The 19,684-nt window shown below is 67.3% G+C and carries 20 protein-coding genes; 10 read left to right on the forward strand and 10 right to left on the reverse strand.

What is annotated here, in order from left to right; translation table 11 throughout:
- Positions 1–3 precede the first annotated feature (3 nt).
- Positions 4–927: a CAF17-like 4Fe-4S cluster assembly/insertion protein YgfZ gene (gene ygfZ / locus ACSQ86_RS14295; protein WP_436304080.1), complete on the forward strand. Its 924-nt coding sequence runs from the start codon at positions 4–6 to the stop codon at positions 925–927.
- A 13-nt stretch (positions 928–940) separates the two neighbouring features.
- Here the strand turns inward: ygfZ and ACSQ86_RS14300 are convergent, their stop codons facing one another.
- The 6 genes from ACSQ86_RS14300 to ACSQ86_RS14325 all read right to left on the reverse strand — a co-directional run bounded on the left by ACSQ86_RS14300 (position 941) and on the right by ACSQ86_RS14325 (position 6,632).
- Positions 941–1,156: a YbdD/YjiX family protein gene (locus ACSQ86_RS14300; RefSeq protein ID WP_093110106.1), complete on the reverse strand. Its 216-nt coding sequence runs from the start codon at positions 1,154–1,156 to the stop codon at positions 941–943.
- A complete protein-coding gene (locus ACSQ86_RS14305) occupies positions 1,153–3,219 on the reverse strand; it encodes a carbon starvation CstA family protein (RefSeq protein WP_436304081.1) in 2,067 nt (688 codons plus the stop codon). Before ACSQ86_RS14305 ends, ACSQ86_RS14300 begins: the two co-directional genes overlap by 4 nt.
- Positions 3,220–3,357: 138 nt before the next feature.
- Positions 3,358–3,987 (reverse strand): response regulator transcription factor, encoded by a 630-nt coding sequence (locus ACSQ86_RS14310; RefSeq protein WP_093110104.1) that lies wholly within the window; start codon positions 3,985–3,987, stop codon positions 3,358–3,360.
- Positions 3,984–5,345 (reverse strand): cache domain-containing protein, encoded by a 1,362-nt coding sequence (locus tag ACSQ86_RS14315; RefSeq protein ID WP_436304082.1) that lies wholly within the window; start codon positions 5,343–5,345, stop codon positions 3,984–3,986. The genes ACSQ86_RS14310 and ACSQ86_RS14315 overlap by 4 nt, the downstream gene beginning before the upstream one ends.
- Positions 5,346–5,381: 36 nt before the next feature.
- On the reverse strand, positions 5,382–6,110 hold the full coding sequence (locus ACSQ86_RS14320; RefSeq protein ID WP_436304083.1) for an alpha/beta fold hydrolase: 729 nt from the start codon (positions 6,108–6,110) through the stop codon (positions 5,382–5,384).
- A gap of 90 nt (positions 6,111–6,200) precedes the next feature.
- The gene (locus tag ACSQ86_RS14325; RefSeq protein ID WP_093110101.1) at positions 6,201–6,632 is read right to left on the reverse strand and encodes a MarR family winged helix-turn-helix transcriptional regulator; all 432 of its coding nucleotides are present in this window, start codon (positions 6,630–6,632) and stop codon (positions 6,201–6,203) included.
- A 128-nt stretch (positions 6,633–6,760) separates the two neighbouring features.
- Between ACSQ86_RS14325 and ACSQ86_RS14330 the strand changes: the two genes are divergently transcribed.
- The 7 genes from ACSQ86_RS14330 to ACSQ86_RS14360 all read left to right on the forward strand — a co-directional run bounded on the left by ACSQ86_RS14330 (position 6,761) and on the right by ACSQ86_RS14360 (position 14,136).
- Positions 6,761–7,870 carry a substrate-binding domain-containing protein gene (locus ACSQ86_RS14330; RefSeq protein ID WP_244504002.1) on the forward strand — a complete coding sequence of 370 codons (1,110 nt, stop codon included), beginning with the start codon at positions 6,761–6,763 and terminating at the stop codon, positions 7,868–7,870.
- A gap of 123 nt (positions 7,871–7,993) precedes the next feature.
- Positions 7,994–9,511: an amidase gene (locus ACSQ86_RS14335; protein ID WP_436304086.1), complete on the forward strand. Its 1,518-nt coding sequence runs from the start codon at positions 7,994–7,996 to the stop codon at positions 9,509–9,511.
- Positions 9,512–9,557: 46 nt separating this feature from the next.
- Positions 9,558–10,784 (forward strand): urea ABC transporter substrate-binding protein, encoded by a 1,227-nt coding sequence (locus tag ACSQ86_RS14340; protein ID WP_436304087.1) that lies wholly within the window; start codon positions 9,558–9,560, stop codon positions 10,782–10,784.
- Positions 10,785–10,789: 5 nt separating this feature from the next.
- A complete protein-coding gene (locus tag ACSQ86_RS14345) occupies positions 10,790–11,656 on the forward strand; it encodes an ABC transporter permease subunit (RefSeq protein WP_436304088.1) in 867 nt (288 codons plus the stop codon).
- Positions 11,653–12,705: a branched-chain amino acid ABC transporter permease gene (locus ACSQ86_RS14350; protein WP_436308991.1), complete on the forward strand. Its 1,053-nt coding sequence runs from the start codon at positions 11,653–11,655 to the stop codon at positions 12,703–12,705. The genes ACSQ86_RS14345 and ACSQ86_RS14350 overlap by 4 nt, the downstream gene beginning before the upstream one ends.
- Positions 12,702–13,418 carry an ATP-binding cassette domain-containing protein gene (locus ACSQ86_RS14355; protein ID WP_436304090.1) on the forward strand — a complete coding sequence of 239 codons (717 nt, stop codon included), beginning with the start codon at positions 12,702–12,704 and terminating at the stop codon, positions 13,416–13,418. Before ACSQ86_RS14350 ends, ACSQ86_RS14355 begins: the two co-directional genes overlap by 4 nt.
- Positions 13,419–13,431: 13 nt before the next feature.
- A complete protein-coding gene (locus tag ACSQ86_RS14360; protein WP_436290346.1) occupies positions 13,432–14,136 on the forward strand; it encodes an ABC transporter ATP-binding protein in 705 nt (234 codons plus the stop codon).
- A 10-nt stretch (positions 14,137–14,146) separates the two neighbouring features.
- On the opposite strand, the gene ACSQ86_RS14365 is transcribed toward ACSQ86_RS14360, so the two are convergent.
- Both ACSQ86_RS14365 and ACSQ86_RS14370 read right to left on the reverse strand, forming a co-directional pair.
- Complete coding sequence (locus ACSQ86_RS14365) at positions 14,147–15,022, reverse strand: YbgC/FadM family acyl-CoA thioesterase (RefSeq protein WP_436304091.1); 876 nt, start codon at positions 15,020–15,022, stop codon at positions 14,147–14,149.
- Between the two features lie 7 nt (positions 15,023–15,029).
- Entirely contained in the window at positions 15,030–15,980 is a 951-nt protein-coding gene (locus tag ACSQ86_RS14370) for an alpha/beta hydrolase (protein WP_436308992.1), read from the reverse strand.
- Between the two features lie 58 nt (positions 15,981–16,038).
- On the opposite strand from ACSQ86_RS14370, the gene ACSQ86_RS14375 reads away from it, so the two are divergent.
- Positions 16,039–17,175, forward strand: a complete 1,137-nt coding sequence (locus ACSQ86_RS14375) for an iron-containing alcohol dehydrogenase (protein WP_436308993.1) — start codon at positions 16,039–16,041, stop codon at positions 17,173–17,175.
- A 92-nt stretch (positions 17,176–17,267) separates the two neighbouring features.
- Complete coding sequence (locus ACSQ86_RS14380; protein ID WP_436308994.1) at positions 17,268–18,053, forward strand: sulfite exporter TauE/SafE family protein; 786 nt, start codon at positions 17,268–17,270, stop codon at positions 18,051–18,053.
- A 174-nt stretch (positions 18,054–18,227) separates the two neighbouring features.
- Here the strand turns inward: ACSQ86_RS14380 and ACSQ86_RS14385 are convergent, their stop codons facing one another.
- Complete coding sequence (locus ACSQ86_RS14385) at positions 18,228–18,734, reverse strand: autotransporter domain-containing protein (protein WP_436308995.1); 507 nt, start codon at positions 18,732–18,734, stop codon at positions 18,228–18,230.
- 43 nt (positions 18,735–18,777) lie between these two features.
- Complete coding sequence (locus ACSQ86_RS14390; RefSeq protein ID WP_436304096.1) at positions 18,778–19,650, reverse strand: LysR family transcriptional regulator; 873 nt, start codon at positions 19,648–19,650, stop codon at positions 18,778–18,780.
- Positions 19,651–19,684 lie beyond the last annotated feature (34 nt).

The raw sequence follows: 19,684 nt of genomic DNA on the forward strand, positions 1-19,684 counted from the left end.
GCGATGACCTCAGTCGTTCTGAATGGCGTAACAGCCCTCTCCCACCTCGGCGTGATTCGCGCCGAGGGCCCCGAAGCCGCCAACTTCCTCAATGGCCAGCTGACCCAGGACTTCGCACTGCTCGGCGCTTCCGAAGCGCGCCTGGCCGCGCTCTGCACGGCCAAGGGCCGCATGATCGCGAGCTTCATCGGCATCCGGCCCGAGCCCGAGCGCGTGCTGCTGGCCGTGAGCCGCGACATCCTTGCCGTCACCCTGAAGCGGCTTTCGATGTTCGTGCTGCGCGCCAAGGTCAAGCTCAGCGATGCCAGCGAGGAGTTTGCGCTCTACGGCCTGGCCGGGACTGCGCTGACCGCCAATGGCGTCGATGCCGGCGCGGTGCCGGGCCGTTGCAGTCAGATCGGCGACGCCAATGTGGTTTCGCTCTATCCGTCCGACGGCATTCCGCGTGCGTTCTGGATCGCGCCGGCCGGCAGCGCCGCGCCCGAGGGCGCTGCCCTCGACCTCGCGCTGTGGCAATGGAGCGAAGTGCGCAGCGGCATCGTCACCCTGAGCACGCCGATCGTCGAAACCTTCGTGCCGCAGATGCTCAACTACGAATCGGTCGGCGGCGTGAACTTCAAGAAGGGCTGCTACCCGGGCCAGGAGGTGGTGGCGCGCAGCCAGTTCCGCGGCACGCTGAAGCGCCGCACCTACCTCGTGCAGGCCGATGCACCGATCGCCGCGGGCCAGGAGGTCTTTGCCGCCAACGATCCGGAGCAGCCGGTCGGCACCGTGGCGCAGGCCGCGCCGGCGCCGGGCGGCGGGTCGGCCGCGCTGATCTCGATCCAGATCGCGGCGCTCGATGCGGGCGGCCTGCGCGCGGGCGCGCCCGACGGACCGGCGCTCACGGTCGAGCCCCTGCCCTACCCGCTGCTCGAAGACATCTGAGGCCGCGGCCTCGTCAGCAGCAGCGCCCCCTGCCGCTGCCGTAGCGGGCCTGTTGACGTTCGCGGAAGAAGGCCTCGTAGCTCATCGGCGCCTGCTCCGGATGCGTGCGTTCCATGTGGCTCAGGTAGGCGTCGTAGTCCGGCAAGCCCACCATCAGGCGCAGCGTGGCGCCGAGCGAGCGCGCGAGATAGCGCCCGGCTTCCGGCAAGGTGGCGCTCGCCGTTCTCATGCGGCGGCCGACGGCGCCAGCGGCTCGAAGGGCGTCTCGCGCGCGGTCGGCTTGTGGGCCGCGCGCGCCGCAAGACAGGCACGCACGCTGTAGAACAGCACGCTCAGCACCACGAAGATGAAGAGCGCGCACAGCCCGGCGTCGAGCCGGTCGTTGAAGACGATGCGCGCCATGGCCTCGGGCGTTTTGGCCGGCGCGATCAGCACGCCCTGCGCCAGCCCGTCGGCGTACTTCGCGGCATGGGACAGGAAGCCGACCTTGGGGTCCGCCGAGAAAATCTTCTGCCAGCCCGCCGTCAGCGTGCACACCAGCAGCCAGGCGGCCGGCAGGATCGCGACCCAGGCGTAGCGTTCGCGCTTCATGCGAAACAGCACCACCACGCCCAGCATCAGCGCCACCGCGGCCAGCATCTGGTTGGAGATACCGAACAGCGGCCACAGCGTGTTGATGCCGCCCAGCGGATCGACCACGCCCTGGTAGAGGAAGTAGCCCCAGGCGCCGACGCAGAGGAAGGTCGCGATCAGGTTGGCGACCATCGAGTCGGTGCGCTTCAACGCCGGCACGAAGCTGCCCAGCAGGTCCTGCAGCATGAAGCGCCCGGCACGCGTGCCCGCATCCACCGCGGTCAGGATGAACAGCGCCTCGAACAGGATCGCGAAGTGGTACCAGAAGGCCATCATGGCCGGCCCGCCGATGGCCTGGTGCAGGATGTGCGCCATGCCCACCGCGAGCGTCGGCGCACCGCCGGCGCGGCCGAGGATGGTGCTTTCGCCCACGTCCTTCGCGGTCTGGACCAGCATCTCGGGCGTGATCACGAAGCCCCAGCTCGAAATGGTCTGCGCCACCGCCGCCGGCGTGTTGCCGACCAGTGCGGCCGGGCTGTTCATCGCGAAATAGACGCCCGGCTCGATGCAGGCGGCGGCCACCAGCGCCATCACCGCGACGAAGGACTCGGCCAGCATGCCGCCATAGCCGATGAAGCGTGCATGGCGCTCGTTGTCGAGCATCTTCGGCGTGGTGCCCGAGGAGATCAGCGCATGGAATCCCGACACCGCGCCGCAGGCGATGGTGATGAAGAGGAAGGGAAACAGGCTGCCCGACCACACCGGACCATTGCCTTGAGCGAACTGCGTGATGGCAGGCATCTGCAGCGTCGGCGCGACGAAGACGATGCCGATCGCCAGCGCGACGATGGTGCCGATCTTCAGGAAGGTCGAGAGGTAGTCGCGCGGCGCCAGCAGCAGCCACACCGGCAGGCTGGCGGCGATGAAGCCGTAGCCGATCAGCATCCAGGTCAGCGCCTTGCCGTCGAAGGTGAAGAGCGGCGCCCAGGTCGCGCTCTGCGCCACCGCCTGGCCGCCGAAGATCGCCAGCATCAAGAGCACGAAGCCGATCACCGAGATCTCGCCGATGCGCCCCGGCCGGATGTAGCGCAGGTAGACGCCCATGAAGACCGCGACCGGAATCGTGGCCGCCACCGTGAAGGTGCCCCACGGCGATTCGGCCAGCGCCTTGACCACGATCAGCGCCAGCACCGCGAGGATGATGATCATGATCATGAAGGTGCCGAAGAGCGCGATCAGGCCCGGCACCGTGCCCATCTCCTGCTTGATCAGGTCTCCGAGCGAGCGGCCGTCGCGCCGCGTCGAGATGAAGAGCACGATGAAGTCCTGCACCGCGCCGGCGAACACCACGCCGGCCAAGATCCACAGCAGGCCCGGCAGGTAGCCCATCTGCGCGGCGAGCACCGGCCCGACCAGCGGACCGGCACCCGCGATGGCCGCGAAGTGGTGGCCGAACAGCACGTTCTTGTCGGTCGGCACGTAGTCGAGCCCGTCGTTGTGGCGATGTGCCGGCGTCTTGCGATTGCCGTCCAGACGGAGCACGCGCTCGGCGATGAAGAGGCTGTAGTAGCGGTACGCGATCAGGTAGGTGCAGATCGCTGCGATCACGACCCACAAGGCGCTGATCGCCTCGCCGCGGGCCAGTGCCACGGTTCCCAGCGCGAATGCGCCGATCACGGCCACGACGAGCCACACCAGGTGGCGGCGGATGCTGTGCATGCGGATGTCTCCTTGATTTGAACCCCGGGAGTTTGGCGAGCCTTGGCCGCGCCGGCATCCGTCACACCGCGCGGATCGCCCACGTGGCATTGCGTAATGGGAAACCCTAGTTCCAGGAACACCAAGCCTGGGGGAGAGCTATTTGATGCGTGCGTGCTCCACCGCGTACTTGATCAGCTCGGCCTGCCCTTCGATGCCGAGCCGGCGTTTGATGCTCTGGCGGTGCGCCTCGATCGTGCGCACGCTCAAGCCCAGCTCGCGCGCGATCTGCTTGCTCGACTGGCCGCGGCCCAGCGCCGACAGGATCTCGCTCTCGCGCGGCGTGAGCAGCGGCTTGGGCGCCTGGTTGCGGAACAGCCGCTGCGAAACCGCCGGGCTCAGGAAAGTGCCGCCGGCCGAGACCGCATCGATGGCGGCGACGATCTCGGCCGCCGGTGCATCCTTCAGCACATAGCCGCGCGCGCCGGCCTGCAGGGCCTGCTGCACGTACTCGGGGTTGTCGTACATGCTGAGCATCACCACGCGCACCGCGGGCTGCCGCTGCTGCAGCAAAGCCGCGAGCTCGATGCCGTTCATGTCCTTCATGCCGACATCGGCCAGCACGAGATCGGGCTGCAGTCGCTCGATCAGCACCAGGGCTTCGGCGGCGCTGCCGGCTTCGCCGACGATCTCGATGCCCGGCAGCGGATCGAGGCGCGCGCGCAGGCCGTCGCGCACCAGTGGATGGTCGTCGACGAGGAACAGGCGAACCGCGGATGGCTGCGTCATGCGAGCTCCAGGCTGTGCGCCGGCACATCGGCCACGATGGTCGTTCCGCCGCTGCCGGATCGCATTTCGAGCCGTCCACCGACCGAGGCCACGCGCTCGCGCATGTTGCGCAGCCCGATGCCGCGCTTCGGGTCCAGTTGCATGGCTTCCACGTCGAAGCCGACGCCGTCGTCGGCCACCTCGAGCCGCACGCGATCGTCCGAGAAATCGAGCGCGATGCGCACCTGCCGCGCCTGCGCGTGCTTGCGCACGTTGGTCAATGCTTCCTGCGTCACGCGGAACAGTGCGGTCTTCACTTCCTCCGTCAGCTCGCGCGGCAAGCCTTCGACGGCGACCGCCGCATGGACAGCGCCCTCCTCGCCGAACTCGGCCGCAAGCCGCTCGAGCGCGGCCGGCAGCCCCAGCGTGTCGAGCAAGGCCGGCCGCAGCCGGTGCGAGATGCGCCGCACTTCGGCGAGCGACTCGTTGAGCCGCTGCAGGGCTTTACCGAGCGCCGGCGGCGCGTTCTGCTGCGCGCGCTCCAGCGCATCGACGGCCGATTCGATCAAGAGTTTGGCCGACACCAGCGTCTGGCTGGTGCCGTCGTGCAGCTCGCGCGCGAGATGGCCGCGCTCCTCTTCCTGCGACTGCACGACCTGGCGCGCCAGGAGCCGCAGCTTGGCTTCGGCGATGCGGTGCTCGCTCAGGTTCAGCAGCAGGCCGGTGGCGCTCACCACACCCAGGCACAGCGCGGCGATGCCGGCGATCCACAGCATGGTGGTGGTCACGTTGAGGCTCACCTGCCGGTCCAGCGTCTGCATCGTCGCCTCGATGTCGTCGAGGTACAGGCCGGTGCCGACCATCCAGTTCCAGCGCGGCAGCGCCGTCACGTAGCCGAGCTTGGGCGCGGTCTGCGCGCTCGAGGGCTTGCGCCACTGGTACTCGACGTAGCCGCCGCCTGCGCGGGCCCGCGCGAGCAGGTCCTGGATCGTGAAGCGCCCCTGCGAATCGCGCAGCTCCCACAGGTTCCGGCCGACCAGGTCGGGCTGGCGCGAGTGCATGAGCGAGCGGCCCTGCAGGTCGTAGACGAAGAAGTAGCCGTCGTCGCCGTAGTCGAGCGCGGCAAGCCGGCGCAGGGCCTCGGTGCGCGTCGCCTCGTCGTCCAGCCCTGCGTCGTACAGCGGCCGCACGGTGCTGAGGGCCAGTTCGACATAGCTGCGCAGTTCGCTGCGCCGCTGTGCCATGTAGGTCTGCTCGATCAGGGCGCGTTCACGCTGTGCCAGGTCGCGCTCCTGGTGGCGCACTGCGAGCGCCACCAGCACCAGCGCGATCAGGAGCGGCGCGACGGCGAGCGCAACGATCTTGGTGCGGAGATTCATGGGGCGGCAAGACTACCACCCCTGTCGCTCGCGCTTTCAAGCCAGTTTCAGAAGTTCCGCGGCGAGTTCATTCGGCATGTCGACCATCACGTCGTGGCTGACCGGCATCTTCAGGACACGCCAGCCGGCCGCGCCATCGACCTTGGCCGCGAAATAGCGGAACGGACTCGGATCCCAGCCATCGGCCAGGATGTAGAGCCGGCTCGCCATCGTGTCGACGGCGCCGGTGAGCAGCAGCGGCATCTCGAAGGTCGCCAGCGCCTGCGGCCGGCACAGGCGGTCGACGCGGTCACGGTTGCCCTGCGCGATGTTGAACGCTTCGGCCGGAATCGGCTGCATCAGCCCGCTGTTGCCGGACAGCGCCGTGCCGCGAAAAGCGCCCAGGAACTGCGCCGCCACTTCGGGCGCGAGCGCCTTCGACAGCAGGCCGTTGAGCGAGTCGCCGTTCTCGGGTACGAAGGCATCGAGGTAGACCAGCGAACGCACCTTGTCGCTCATGCGGTCGGCCACGCCGGTGATGACCATGCCGCCGTACGAGTGGCCGACCAGGATCACGTCCTGCAGCTCTTCCCATTCGATGCAGCCGCAGACGTCGCGGATGTGCGTCTCGAGCGTGATGTTTTCCGCCGACTGGTGGAAGCGCTCGCCGACGCCGGTGTGCGTGGGCGTGAACACCGTATGCCCGGCCGCGCGCAATGCCTGCGCCGTCTCGCGCCAACACCAGCCGCCATGCCAGGCGCCATGAACCAGAACGAAATTGGCCATGCTGAATCCTCGAAGAAAAGGAAGCCGGAATATTGGTTGGTGAACGGACCACCTGCCACGGGGTATTCCCGGCAGCGTGGTCTGCGCCGCTCAGGAAGCCGAATCCTCGATGAACTGCTCCAGCAGCCGCTTGAGCTGCTGTGTCTTGCGCGGGCCCAGTGCTTCCTCGATGGCCCCATGATGAGCATCCACGCTGGCCTTGAGCCGCGCCACGGTCTCCAGGCCCAGATCGCTGATGTAGACAACGACCTTGCGGCTGTCCACACTGTCGGCGGCGCGCAGCACCAGGCCGCGGTTGACCAGCTTGTCGATGTTCTTGGTCAGCGCCGGATGGTTCAGAAGCACCGCCTGCGCCAGCTCGCCCATCGAACGCCCTTTTTCGTCCGACAGGACTTGGAGGATGCGCCAGTGCTCTTCGGTCACTTCTTCGGCGGCGATGGATTGCGCCAGGCCGATGCGCATCTGCCGGTTGGCCGAGGCCAGCAGGAATGCCAGGTAACTGGAGATGTTTTCAGTGGGCATGGTTAGTGCATCGAGTCGGAACGCAGGCGCTTATTTTAGGACCGATCTATTTCCTTGGAAAGGATCGGTGCATGCTGCGTGGCGTTTGGTCATCCGGCGCCATCTTGGTGCACCCCCTGGAGCAACTCATGGCGTCAATATCCGCAAGTCCGGGCCCGATGGGATTCGCCGCACGCCCGCGCAGGCCACCGCAGCATGATCTGCGCATCGCCCTGTGCGTCCCCTTGGGCGGAACGGTGGGCATCTGGGGGCCTTCCGCCCTGGCATCGGCGCGGCTGGCTGTCGCCGAGCTCAACCAGCGCGCCGGCATCAACGGCCAGGCCTGCCAGCTGCTGACCATCAACGCGGCGGACGATGCGCCGGACCTCGAGCGCACGCTTCTGGAGCTGGTGGAAAACGACGATGTCGATGCGCTGATCGGCATGCACACCAGCGCCGTGCGGCAACGCATCCTGGCGGCAGTCGGCGGACAGCTACCCTTCGTCTACACGCCCTTGTACGAAGGCGGGGAACACACGCCCGGGGTGTTTGCCATCGGCGAGACCACGGCGAGCCAACTGCGTCCGGCCATCGCATGGCTGGGCCGGCACCAGCGGCCAAAGCGCTGGATGTTCATCGGCAACGACTACGTGTGGCCGCATGTGTCGCATGCGATGGCCCGCGACTACGTCGCCGAGACGGGCGGCACGGTGGTGGGCGAAAGGTACCTGCCCCTGGGCACCAGCGACTACGCGGAGGTGTTGTCGCAGTTGCGCCGAAGCCGTGCGGATGCGGTGCTGCTCTCGCTGATCGGCCAGGACGCGATCGAGTTCAACCGGGCCTTCGGGCGCGAAGGGCTGGCGCGCGACATGGTGCGGCTGTCCTGCGCCATCGGCGAGAACGAACTGCTGGGAATCGGCGCCGACAACACCGACAACCTCTATGTCGCCTGCGGCTACTTCGCCACGCTCGACACCGACGACAACCTCGCATTCAAGGAGCGCTACTACGGCCATTTCGGCGAACGCGCGCCGACGCTGAACACCTTCGGCCAGTCGACCTATGAAGGGGTGCACTTCCTCGCGGAACTGCTGGGGCGCGAGGCCGCGCCCTGGACCGATTTCCGCCGTCTGGGCGATGAGCCCTTTCACTACCGCAGCGCGCGCGGCGCCGTGTACGCCGGCGGCCAGGCCTGCAAGGTGCCGATCTATCTCGCCCAGGCCGAAGGCCACCACTACAAGGTGATCGCGCGCCTTTGAATAACGTGCCACAGAGGGATTCCGATCCCTTTTTTATTTTCCAAGGCAAGCAAAATGCTTGACCAGGAAAATAAAATCTCCCACACTGACTGCCGATCGACGTCTTATTCACGGAGTCCCGCCATGGCAGTCAAACGCCCCACCCTCGCCCAGCTCGACCAGGTCGCCCTGGATCTCGGCATCCATCTCTCGCCCGAGCAACTGAGCACCTACAACACCCTGTTGCAAGGCAACTTCGACGCCTACGACGTAGTCGACGAGATGCCCGATTTCCTGCCGCAGGTGAGCTATGCCCGCACGCCCGGCTACCGCCCGACGGGCGAAGAAAACAAGTACGGCGCGTGGTATGTGAAGACCACCGTCAGGGGCGCCGCCAGCGGCAAGCTGCTGGGCAGGACGGTCGTGCTCAAGGACAACGTCTGCCTGGCCGGCGTGCCGATGATGAATGGCGCGTCGACCTTCGAAGGCTATGTGCCGAATGTGGACGCCACGGTCGCGACCCGGCTGCTCGACGCCGGCGCCACCATCGTCGGCAAGGCGGTCTGCGAGTACTTCTGCTTCTCCGGCGGCTCCCACACCAGCGCCACCGGCCCGGTGCACAACCCGCATCGCATGGGCTACTCGGCGGGCGGCTCCTCGTCGGGCTCGGCCGCCCTGGTCGCCGCCGGCGAGGTCGACATGGCGATCGGCGGCGACCAGGGCGGCTCGATTCGCATGCCGGCCTCGTTCTGCGGCATCTACGGCATGAAGGCCACGCACGGCCTGGTGCCCTACACCGGTGTGATGCCGATCGAACTGACGATCGACCACACCGGGCCGATGACGGCCAGCGTGAGCGACAACGCATTGATGCTCGAAGTCCTCGCCGGCCCCGACGGGCTCGACCCGCGCCAGCATGCGGGCCAGACGGCGAAGCCCTACACCGAACTGATGAAGGAAGGCGTGAAGGGCCTGAAGATCGGCATCGTCACCGAAGGTTTCGGATGGCCGCAATCCAGCGAAGCGGTCAACGACAAGGTCCGCAAGGCCGCCCAATGGTTCACCCGCCTCGGCGCCAGCGTGTCGGAGATCTCGGTGCCGATGCACAGCGTGGGTCCGGCCATCTGGCTGCCGATCGCCGCCGAAGGCGCGACGCAGCAGATGATGAAAGACAACGGCCACGGCTTCAACTGGAAGGGCCTCTACGTCACCAGCATGGTCGACCATCACGCTGGCTGGAAGGAGCGTGCCGACGAGCTGTCCGAGACGCTCAAGATCACGATGATCCTCGGCGAATACTTCATCAAGCACTATCGCGGCCACTACTACGCCAAGGCCCAGAACCTGTCGCGCCAGCTCGCGCAGGCCTACGACGCCGCCTTGGCGGACGTCGACCTGCTGCTGATGCCGACGCTGCCCATCACCTCGACGCCGATCCCGAAGCCGGGCGCGCCGATCGAGGAAGTGATCCAGCGCGCCTTCGAGGTCCTGCCCAACACCTGCGCGTTCGACATCACCGGCCACCCCGCGATGAGCCTGCCCTGCGGCCTGGTCGACGGCCTACCGGTCGGCATGCAGCTGGTCGCGAAGCACTACGACGAGGCCACGATCTACCGCGCCGCCTATGCCTTCGAGCAGGCTGGTGACTGGAAGTCGATCTGATCCCCCTGCTTCCCACTCTTTACTCATTGCCTGGAGTTCAAGCACCATGGACCGACGTTCCTTCATCAAGGCCTCCGGCCTGACCCTGGCCGGCACCACCGGCCCCCTGCTTCCGCTGGCCGCGCTGGCCGCCGACGAGATGCTGATCGGCAGCATCCACGACCTGTCGGGCGGGCTGGACATCTACGGCAAGCCCATGGCGGACTGCCTGACGCTGGCCGTTGAGGAGCAGAACGCCGCCGGCGGCCTGCTTGGCAAGAAGCTCAAGCTGATGAGCTACGACCCGCAGTCGAACATGCAGATGTACGCGCAGTTCGCGCAGCAGGCGGCGCTGAAGGACAAGGTCGCGGTGCTGCACGGCGGCATCACCTCGGCCTCGCGCGAGGTGATCCGCCCGGTGCTGGACCGCTACCGCACCGTCTACTTCTACAACACGCAGTACGAAGGCGGCGTGTGCGACCGCAACACCTTCTGCACCGGCGTGACGCCGGCGCAGACGGTCGCCAAGCTGGTGCCCTATGCGATGTCCAAGTGGGGCAAGAAAGTCTACGTGGTCGCGGCCGACTACAACTACGGCCAGATCACCTCGCAGTGGGTGAAGAAGTTCGTGCAGGACAACGGCGGCTCGGTGGCTTCCATCGATTTCTTTCCGCTCGACGTGACCAACTTCGGCCCGACCATCTCCAAGATCGAGGCCGCCAAGCCCGACATGGTGGTGTCGGCGCTGGTGGGCGGCGCGCACATCTCGTTCTATCGCCAATGGGCCGCGGCCGGGCTGCAGAAGAAGATTCCGCTGGCCTCCACCACCTTTGCCGGCGGCAACGAGCACATCGTGCTGTCGCCGGCCGAAACCGACGGCTTCCTGGTCTCCTACAACTACTTCCAGAACCTCGACTCGCCCGACAACAAGGCCTTCAAGGAGCGCTTCTACAAGCGCTTCGGGAAGGACTACCCCAACATCACCGAGCTCGCGATGGGCACCTACCAGGGCTTCAAGCTCTGGGCCGAGGGCGTCAGGAAGGCCGGCACGCTGGACCGCAACAAGCTGCTCGACGCGCTCGAATCCGGCATCTCGATCCAGGGGCCCAGCGGCAAGGTCTCGCTCGATCCGGCCACCCACCACTGCGTGCTCAACGTGAGCATCGCCGAGGTCAAGAACAAGCAGCTGGAGATCGTCAAGACGTTCGAGCAGCAGCAGCCAAGCGACACCAGCGCGGTCTGCAACCTCGTGAAGAACCCGAAGGACAACCAGCAGTACGTGATCAAGCTCTGAGTGCCATGGATCTTGTCGCCGTCGTCGCCGTACAGGTGCTCTATGCCGTCGCCAGCCTGGTGATCATCTCCGCCGGGCTGGCGGTCATCTTCGGGATGATGCGGGTGATCAATCTGGCCCACGGCGAATTCATGATGCTGGGGGCCTACGGCACCATCTGGTCGATCGGGCTCGGCATCAACCTCTGGATCGCGGTGCTGGTGGTGGCACCGATCGCGGTCGGGTTGATCGGCATCGTGCTGGAGCGCCTCTTCATCCGGCACCTGTACGGCCGCATGGTGGACACGATGCTGGCCACCTGGGGCCTGTCGCTGCTGCTGGTGGGCATCGTCACCTCGATCGCCGGCAACACCACGGCGGGAGTGTCGGCGCCGCTCGGCAGCTTCATGATCGGCAGCTACTCGGTGAGCGGCTACACGCTGGTGATCATCGCGGTGGCCGCGGTGCTGGCGGCGGCGCTGCGCTGGGTGCTCACGCGCACCCAGCTCGGCCTGATCGCGCGCGGCACCATGCAGAACCCCGCCATGGCCGATGCGCTGGGCATCAGCCCGAGCAAGGTCTACTCGGTGACCTTCGCGGTGGGCGCGGCGCTGTCCGGCCTGGCCGGCGGACTGATGGCGCCGCTGACCGGCGTGGTACCGACCATGGGCGCGGCCTTTGTCGCCAAGGCCTTCATCACCGTGATCGGCGGCGGCCCGGCCATCTTGGCCGGCCTCGTGAGCGCCTCCACGCTGTTCGGCTTCATCAACCAGGTCAGCACCTTCCTCGCCACGCCGGTCATCGGCGAAGTGGCTTTGCTGCTGGCCGCCATCGTCATGCTGCGCCTGCTGCCGCAGGGCATCACCGGACGCTTCTTCAAGGGATCGCTGTGAGCCAGAAATTCGCTCAATCGTGGGTGAGCGCGGCAGCCTGCCTGCTGATCGGCATCGCGCTGCTGTTCGGGCTGCCCGGCGTGCTGGACGACTTCATGCTGCTGCAGGTCACGATCTACGTCGTGATGTCGATCCTCGGCGTGAGCCTGGGCTTCATCTGGGGCTTCGGCGGCATCCTTTGCTTCGGGCAGGCGGCCTTCTTCGGCCTGGGCGCATACGTCTATGCGATCGCGGTCATCAACATGGGCGACAGCAGCGTGCCCTTTTTGCTGGCCATCGTGCTGCCGGCGCTGTTCGCCGCGCTGCTGGGCTACGTGATCTTCTACGGCAGGCTGTCCGACGTCTACATGGGCGTGATCACGCTGACCGTGACGCTGATCCTGTTCAACCTGATCAATTCCACCGCAGGGCCGGAATGGAAGATCGGCAGCGCGCCGCTCGGCGGCTTCAACGGCATCCCGGCGATCCCGCCGCTCAACGCGCCGGGCAAGCTCGACGAAGTCATCACGCCGCGCGGCATGTTCAACCTGTCGATGGCGGCGCTGCTGGTGGTCTACCTCGGACTGCGCGTGCTGATCAGTTCCAAGATCGGCCGCGTGATCATCGCCAGCAAGGAGAACGAGCAGCGCGTGCTGCTGCTGGGCTACGACGCCCGCGCCTACAAGCTCTTCGCCTTCACGCTGGGCGGCGCCATCGCCGGGCTGGCGGGCTGCCTGTTCGCCAACTGGGGCGCGTTCACCAGCCCGACGATCTTCGGCCTCGCGCAGTCGGCGCAGATCATCATCTGGGTCATCGTCGGCGGCCTCGGCACGCTGATCGGCCCGGTGGTCGGCTGCGTCGCGATCCAGTGGCTGACCACGCAGATCGGCACGCAGCAGACCTTCAACGCCAACCTGGTGCTCGGCGCCATCCTGATGGTGTTCGTCCTGATAGTGCCCAAGGGCATCGTGCCTAGCCTCGGCCTGGTCATCGACTGGCTGCTGCAGCGCCGCCCGCACCGCCCGCACCGCGAAGAAGCGCTGCCGCAGGCACAGGAAGCCCGCACGTGACCCCGCTGATCGAAACCCGCAACCTGAACGTGCGCTTCGGCGGCGTGCATGCCACGCGTGATGTGAACTTCACGCTGGCGGAGACCGAGCTGCGCTGCGTGATCGGCCCCAACGGCGCCGGCAAGAGCACCTTCTTCAAGCTGCTGACCGGGCAGGTCAAACCCAGCTCGGGGCAGATCTTCTTCCGCGGACAGGACATCTCCAGGATGCGCGCCCACGACCCGGGCCGCCTGGGCATCGGCATCAAGACCCAGGTGCCCAGCCTGTTCAACGGCCTGAGCGTGTGGGAGAACATCTGGCTCTCGGCGCGCCGCGTCAACAGCGCGCGGCAGGCCGAGCGCGTGACCCGCGAGACGCTGGAGCGCGTCGGCATGACTGCCTACAAGGACGCCCTGGCCGGCGTGCTCGCGCACGGCCTGCGGCAGTGGGTCGAGATCGGCGTGGTAATCGCCGCCGACCCGCCGTTGATCCTGCTCGACGAACCGGCCGCCGGCATGAGCGACGGCGAAGTGGCGCGCACGGCCGAACTCATCCTCGAGATCAACCAGCGCCACGCGCTCGTGGTGGTGGAACACGACATGAACTTCATCCGCATGATCGCGAAGAAGGTGACCGTGCTGCACCAAGGCGCGATCATCAAGGAAGACTCGCCGGACCGCATCATGAGTGACCCGCTGATCCAGCAGATCTACCTCGGCAAGAAACCGCACTAGGACCTGTTTGCCCATGCTAAAGACCCGCGGTCTCTGCGCCGGTTACGGCGCAATCCCCGTGCTGCACGACATCACGCTGTCCATCGCAGCCGGCGAGTCGATCGGCATCCTCGGCCACAACGGCATGGGCAAGACCACGCTGCTGCGCACGTTGATCGGCGCGCTTCACGCCACGGCGGGCGCGGTCGAATTCACCGGCGAGGACGTGACCCGCATGGCGCCCAACGTCCGGGCGCGCCTCGGCATGGCCTACGTGCCGCAGGGCCGCCAGATCTTCCCGACGCTGAGCGCGATGGACAACCTGCGCATGGGCCTGGTCAAGACCGGCGAGAAGTCGCTCGCGCATGTGGAATCCCTGCTCGAACACTTCCCGCGCCTGAAGCCGCTGCTCGACCGGCCGGGCGGCTCGCTCTCCGGCGGCGAGCAGCAGCTGCTGGCACTGGCGCGCGCGCTGGCCGGCAAGCCCAGCCTGCTGCTGCTGGACGAGCCGACCGAAGGCATCCAGCCGTCCATCATCGAAGAGATCGCCGAGACGCTGGCTTCGCTGCGCAAGCGCATGAAGCTCACCATCGTGCTGGTGGAGCAAAACCTGGACTTCATCGCCGCGGTCTCGCAGCGCGTGCTGGTCATCAAGCGCGGCCAGATCGGCGGCGAGATTCCGCGCGAGCACCTGGGCGACCTGGAGATCATGAGCCAGTACGCCGGCGTACACGGCTGAGAAGCTTTTTTTAGAGCTTGCGTCGCATCTCGATGTGCGCGATGCCCGCTTCCTCGAAGGGCTCGCCGTGCGGCAGATAGCCGAGCCGCGTGTAGAAGGCTTCGGCGCTGCGTTGCGCGTGCAGCGCCACCTCGTGGTCGCCGCGCGCCTTGGCAGCTTCTTCGAGCGCGCGCAGTACGGCGGCGCCATGGCCGCCGCTGCGCAGGGTGCGGTGCACGGCCATGCGGCCGATGCGGCTCAGGCCATCGGCGTCTGCGATCAACCGCCCGGTCGCGATCACCTGGCCGATGCGGTTGCGCGCCACCGCATGCACGGCGGTCTCGTCGTGCGCGTCCCACTCGAGTTCCTTGGGGATGCGCTGCTCCTCGATGAAGACGCTGCGACGTACTGCGCCGGCGCCCTCGCCCAGCTGCGCCCAGCTGCCGGTCGCGACCTCGCGCATCGTCTCGCCGGCCTCGTAGGCGGTGAAGATCTCGCGCAGCAGCGGCGGCACCGGCTTGGAGGTCTGCGTGGCCGGATCGGCGAACACGTAGACCAGCTCGCAGCTCACCAGCAGCTCGTCGCCGCGGAACAGCCCGCCGTGGAACACGATCGACGAATTGCCCACGCGCACGCACTTCATCGCGACCTCGAGCATGTCGTCCACGCGCGCGGAGGCGTTGAATTCGATGGTGGCCTTGCGCACGTAGAGGTCGCCGCCGAGCGCATTCATCGCCTCCTCGTAGGGCAGCGCCAGCGCGCGCCAGTAGTCGGCGATGGCGGTGTCGAAGTACATCAGGTAGTGGGCGTTGAAGACGATCTTCTGCATGTCGACTTCGGCCCAGCGCACGCGCAGGCGGTGGAAAAAGCGGAAGTCGGTCTTCTTGTGCTGGGTCTCGGTGCTCATGGGGTGCTCATGGTTGCAATGCTTCCTTCAATGCGCGGGCCGCGTCGGCGTGCGCCTGCAGCGCCTCGGGGATGGCGCGGCCCATTTTGACGAATTCGTGGATCACGCCGCGGTAGATCTCCAGATCGACCGCCACGCCCGCCGCGCGCAGCTTGTCGGCATAGGCGATGCCCTCGTCGACCACGGGGTCGCATTCGGCCAGGCCGATCCAGGCCGGTGCGACGCCGTCCACGTCCTCGGCCTTGAGCGGCGCGAAGCGCCAGTCCTCGCGCTCGGCCTGCGTGTTCAGGTACTGGGCGAAGAACCAGGTGATGAGCGGCTCGTCGAGCAGCGGGCCGGCGGCGAAGCGCCGGTGCGAAGCCGTGTCCTGGTGCGAAGTCGTGCCCGGATAGAAGAGCATCTGCAAGGCGAGCGGCAAGCCGGCGTCGCGCGCAAGGATGGCGCACACCGCGGCCAGCGTGCCGCCGGCGCTGTCGCCGCCGAGCGCGATGCGCGTGCCGTCGAGGCCCAGTTCGCCAGCCTGCTTCGCGAGGAACTGCAGCGCGTCCCATGCGTCGTTCGACGCCGTCGGGAACTTGTGCGCGGGCGCCAGCCGGTAGTCGAGCGAGATCACCGCGCAGCCGCTCTTCTGGCTCAGCACGCGGCACAGCGTGTCGTGGGTCGCGACGCTGCCGACCGTGAAGCCGCCGCCGTGGAAGAACAGCAGCACCGGCAGCACGGCGCGCGAGGGCGCATAGAGCCGCGCCGGCAGCGCATGGCCGTCGCGCGCGGGCAGCGTGAAGTCTTCGATGCGTTCGAGTTGCGGCTTCGGCACCTCGAGCACGCCGGCGCCCTTCTCGTAGGCAGCCCGGGCCTCCACGGGCGTCAGGGTGTAGAACGGCGCTTGATGGGCACGCGCCATCCGGTCGACCACGCCGGTCATCTTGGGAGTCAGCGTTGGCGCAAGGGTTTGGCTCATGGGCAAGAGAGGCGGCAGTTGTTAAATTGGAAGGCCCGCATCGTACCGTTCACACCCCATGGCCCTCATCCAGTACCTCACCCAGATCCAGTTCGAATTCGGCGCCGTCAAGCTGCTGGGCAGCGAGTGCGCGCGCGTCGGCATCACGCGGCCGCTGGTCGTCACCGACGCCGGCGTGCGCGCGGCCGGCGTGCTGCAGAAAGCGCTCGATGCGCTCGGCGAGCTGCCGGTCACGGTGTTCGACCAGACCCCGTCCAACCCCACCGAGGCCGCCGTGCGCGCCGCTGCGGCGATGTACCGCGAAGGGCGCTGCGACGGCTTGATCGCCGTCGGCGGCGGCTCGGCCATCGATTGCGCCAAGGGCGTCGCGATCGCGGCCACGCACGAGGGGCCGCTCAAGACCTACGCCACCGTCGAAGGCGGCTCGCCGAAGATCACCGAGCGCGTGGCGCCGATCATCGCGGTGCCCACTACCAGCGGCACCGGCAGCGAGGTGGCGCGTGGCGCGATCGTGATCGTGGACGACCATCGCAAGCTCGGCTTCCACAGCTGGTCGCTGATGCCCAAGGCCGCGATCTGCGATCCCGAGCTCACGCTGGGCCTGCCGCCGCGGCTCACCGCCGCCACCGGCATGGACGCCATCGCGCACTGCATGGAGACCTTCATGTCGGCCGCCTTCAATCCGCCGGCCGACGGCATCGGCCTCGACGGGCTGCAGCGCGCCTGGGCCTACATCGAGCGCGCCACCAAGGACGGCAGCGACCGCGAGGCGCGCCTCAACATGATGAGCGCGTCGATGCAGGGCGCGCTGGCCTTCCAGAAGGGACTGGGCTGCGTGCATTCGCTGAGCCACAGCCTGGGCGGCATCGACCCGCGCCTGCACCATGGCACGCTCAACGCCCTCTTCCTGCCGGCCGTGATCCATTTCAACGCGGGCGCGGAATCGGTGCAGAAGGACCAGCGCCTGCAACGCATGGCGCAGGCCATGCACCTCGACTCGGCCGGCGATCTCGGCACGGCCATCCGCGACATGAACGCGCGGATCGGCCTGCCCAAGGGCCTGGCCGAGGTCGGTGTCACCGCTGCCATCTTCGAGCAGGTGATCGACGGCGCGCTGGCCGACCACTGCCACAAGACCAACCCGCGCGTCGCGACGCGGGAGGACTACCGCGAGATGCTCGAAGCCTCGATGTAGGGGGCCCGGCCCAGCCAGCGGCCAAGGCGATGACGCGTTACGCCCCGATCTCGTAAAGGTATAGTGCGCCCAAAAAATAGGGAGGGCGACAAGTGGATGTGTGGGCACTCTATGTGCTGCTCGGCATAGGAGCCGGGTTGCTGTCGGGAATGCTCGGGGTCGGGGGCGGTCAAGTGGTGGTGCCCGGGCTTCTTTACATCTTTCACCACAAGGGCCTCGCTCCCGCCGTTGCGGTCCATATGGCGTTGGGCACCTCGCTCGCCACGATCGTCATCACCTCAATCTCATCTGCGATTTCCCATCACCGCCGTGGGTCGGTCAGCTGGGATCTGGTTCGCAGGCTCGCGCCCGGCATCGTGATCGGCGCGGTGATCGGCGGGCTCATGTCGGGACTGTTCCCGGCGCGGGTCTTGCGGATCTCATTCGGCGTCTTCTTGTTGATCCTCGCGGTGCAGATGGCTTTTTCACTGCGGCCTTCACCCCAGCGAGTGCTACCCGGTGTGCTAGGAACCACGACCACCGCAAGCTTGATCGGCTGGACATCGGCCATCGTCGGGGTCGGCGGTGGCAGCATGGTCGTGCCCTTTCTCGCCTGGTGCAACGTGAACATGAAGTCCGCTGTTGGCACAGCGTCCGCCTGCGGCGCTCCGCTGGCCCTGGCCGGGATGATCGGCTTCGTGGTCGCGGGCTGGGGGCAAGCCGATCTTCCTGCTCATAGCGTCGGCTACATCTATTGGCCGGCATGGTTGGGCATATCGATCTGCAGCCTTGCCTTCACGCCGCTGGGAGCGTTGATTTCGCACAGACTCCCGGTAGACACGCTCAAACGCGTTTTCTCGGTGTTCCTCGCGATCGCCGGCATACGCATCTTGCTTTAGCGTTTTGTGCACAGGGAGTAAGAACAATGAATTTCGATACGACGTCTGCCTTCTTGGCCGCAGTGCGTGCCGTTGGAGCGACAGATGCGGGATATGCGCATGCGGACCGTCGCAGGAGGTGCATCAGAAGTTCAGATGCTCGAAGCCTCGATGTAGGGGGCGTCGGCTTCTGCACTACCAGCGCAGCTTGATGCCGAGGGAGGCCTGCACGGAGGACTTGACGGTGGCCTCGCCGCCGATGTTCCACAGGTGGCCGATCTCGCCGTACAGGCTGGTGGCCGGCGTCATCGCCAGCGTCGCTCCTGCGGCCGCTTCGGCCGCGCTGTAGCTGGCCGCGCTTGCAATCGCCGTCGTGCCCGCCGGGCCGACGAAGCTGACCACGTCGTCGCCGAAGCTCGCCCGGTAGATGTTCAGTCGCGCGTAGGGCTGCAGCCGTCCGGCGCCGGTCGCGATGTCACCCTTGACGCGCACGCCCACGCGGGCGATCCAGCCGCCCGCTGCATCGTGGCGCACCTGCGCACCACTGAGCGTCGTGTCGTCCGGGCGCAGGCGTTGATAGATCAGCTGCGCCTGCGGCTCGATGCTCCAGCGCTCGTTGAGCGCGAAGGGCTTGCCCGTTTCGATCGAGGCGGCGAAGCTGCTGGCCTTGCCCGAGATGCTCGGGTTGATGTCCGGGCGCACGGTGTAGCGCTGGCGGGCGCCAGTGTGGCCGCGAAGCGTTCGTTTAGCCAGCGAGAACGGCGCGGGAAAGCCAGGTGCGAAAGGCCTGCATCGCGGGACTCGGCGCCTTCGAGCGCAGCCGCGTGAGCCAGTAGCTTCCGGTCATCACCTCGATCGCCAGCGGCCGCACCAGCCGGCCCTCGCCCAGCTCGCGCTCGAACATCGAGGCCGGTGCAAGCGCGACGCCGGCGCCCTGCATCGCGGCCTCGACCATGAGCCGCGACGAGTCGAACACCGGCCCGCGGATCGCCGGACAGGCGACGCCGGCCGCGGCGAACCAGCCGGGCCAGTCGTCGGGACGGTAGGAGCGCAGCAGCGTCTCGTGCGCGAGGTCGTGCGGCCGCGCGATGCGCGCCGCGATGGCCGGCGTGCACAGCACCGCGAGCGGCGCCGCCAGCAGATGCTCGGACTGCAGGCCCTGCCAGGTGCCATCGCCGAAGCGGATCGCGAAATCGAGCCCCTCGCCGGCCAGGTCGACCACGTTGTTGTGCGTCATCAGGCGCAGGTCGATGAAAGGACAGCTCTGCTGGAACAGGCGCAGCCGCGGCAGCAGCCATCCGACCGCGAAGGTGCCCACCACGCCCACCGTCAGCACCTCGAAGAAATGGCCGTTGTCGAACTGCTGGACGACTGCCTCCATGCGCCCGAAGGCATCGGCCAGCACCGGCAAGAGCGCATGGCCTTCGTCGCTGAGCGCCAGCCCGCGCGGCAGGCGCCTGAACAGCGTGACGCCGAGCCGCGCCTCGAGGCCGCGGACCTGCTGGCTGACCGCCGCCTGCGTCACGTTCAGCTCGGCGGCGGCGAGCGTGAAGCTCAGGTGGCGTGCGGAGGATTCGAAAGCCCGCAGCGCGTTGAGAGGGAGATGGGTACGCGCCATAAGATTTTCTTGTGCGAGACAGCAAATACTATCG

Source organism: Variovorax sp. LjRoot130, from assembly GCF_964253755.1.
Classification (GTDB): domain Bacteria; phylum Pseudomonadota; class Gammaproteobacteria; order Burkholderiales; family Burkholderiaceae_C; genus Variovorax.

Bases quoted from the DNA above. Each gene is read 5' to 3' on its own strand.
- ygfZ (WP_436304080.1), top strand. From the start codon at position 4: ATGACCTCAGTCGTTCTGAATGGCGTAACAGCCCTCTCCCACCTCGGC.
- ACSQ86_RS14300 (WP_093110106.1), bottom strand. From the start codon at position 1,156: ATGAGAACGGCGAGCGCCACCTTGCCGGAAGCCGGGCGCTATCTCGCG.
- ACSQ86_RS14305 (WP_436304081.1), bottom strand. From the start codon at position 3,219: ATGCACAGCATCCGCCGCCACCTGGTGTGGCTCGTCGTGGCCGTGATC.
- ACSQ86_RS14310 (WP_093110104.1), bottom strand. From the start codon at position 3,987: ATGACGCAGCCATCCGCGGTTCGCCTGTTCCTCGTCGACGACCATCCA.
- ACSQ86_RS14315 (WP_436304082.1), bottom strand. From the start codon at position 5,345: ATGAATCTCCGCACCAAGATCGTTGCGCTCGCCGTCGCGCCGCTCCTG.
- ACSQ86_RS14320 (WP_436304083.1), bottom strand. From the start codon at position 6,110: ATGGCCAATTTCGTTCTGGTTCATGGCGCCTGGCATGGCGGCTGGTGT.
- ACSQ86_RS14325 (WP_093110101.1), bottom strand. From the start codon at position 6,632: ATGCCCACTGAAAACATCTCCAGTTACCTGGCATTCCTGCTGGCCTCG.
- ACSQ86_RS14330 (WP_244504002.1), top strand. From the start codon at position 6,761: ATGGCGTCAATATCCGCAAGTCCGGGCCCGATGGGATTCGCCGCACGC.
- ACSQ86_RS14335 (WP_436304086.1), top strand. From the start codon at position 7,994: ATGGCAGTCAAACGCCCCACCCTCGCCCAGCTCGACCAGGTCGCCCTG.
- ACSQ86_RS14340 (WP_436304087.1), top strand. From the start codon at position 9,558: ATGGACCGACGTTCCTTCATCAAGGCCTCCGGCCTGACCCTGGCCGGC.
- ACSQ86_RS14345 (WP_436304088.1), top strand. From the start codon at position 10,790: ATGGATCTTGTCGCCGTCGTCGCCGTACAGGTGCTCTATGCCGTCGCC.
- ACSQ86_RS14360 (WP_436290346.1), top strand. From the start codon at position 13,432: ATGCTAAAGACCCGCGGTCTCTGCGCCGGTTACGGCGCAATCCCCGTG.
- ACSQ86_RS14365 (WP_436304091.1), bottom strand. From the start codon at position 15,022: ATGAGCACCGAGACCCAGCACAAGAAGACCGACTTCCGCTTTTTCCAC.
- ACSQ86_RS14370 (WP_436308992.1), bottom strand. From the start codon at position 15,980: ATGAGCCAAACCCTTGCGCCAACGCTGACTCCCAAGATGACCGGCGTG.
- ACSQ86_RS14375 (WP_436308993.1), top strand. From the start codon at position 16,039: ATGGCCCTCATCCAGTACCTCACCCAGATCCAGTTCGAATTCGGCGCC.
- ACSQ86_RS14390 (WP_436304096.1), bottom strand. From the start codon at position 19,650: ATGGCGCGTACCCATCTCCCTCTCAACGCGCTGCGGGCTTTCGAATCC.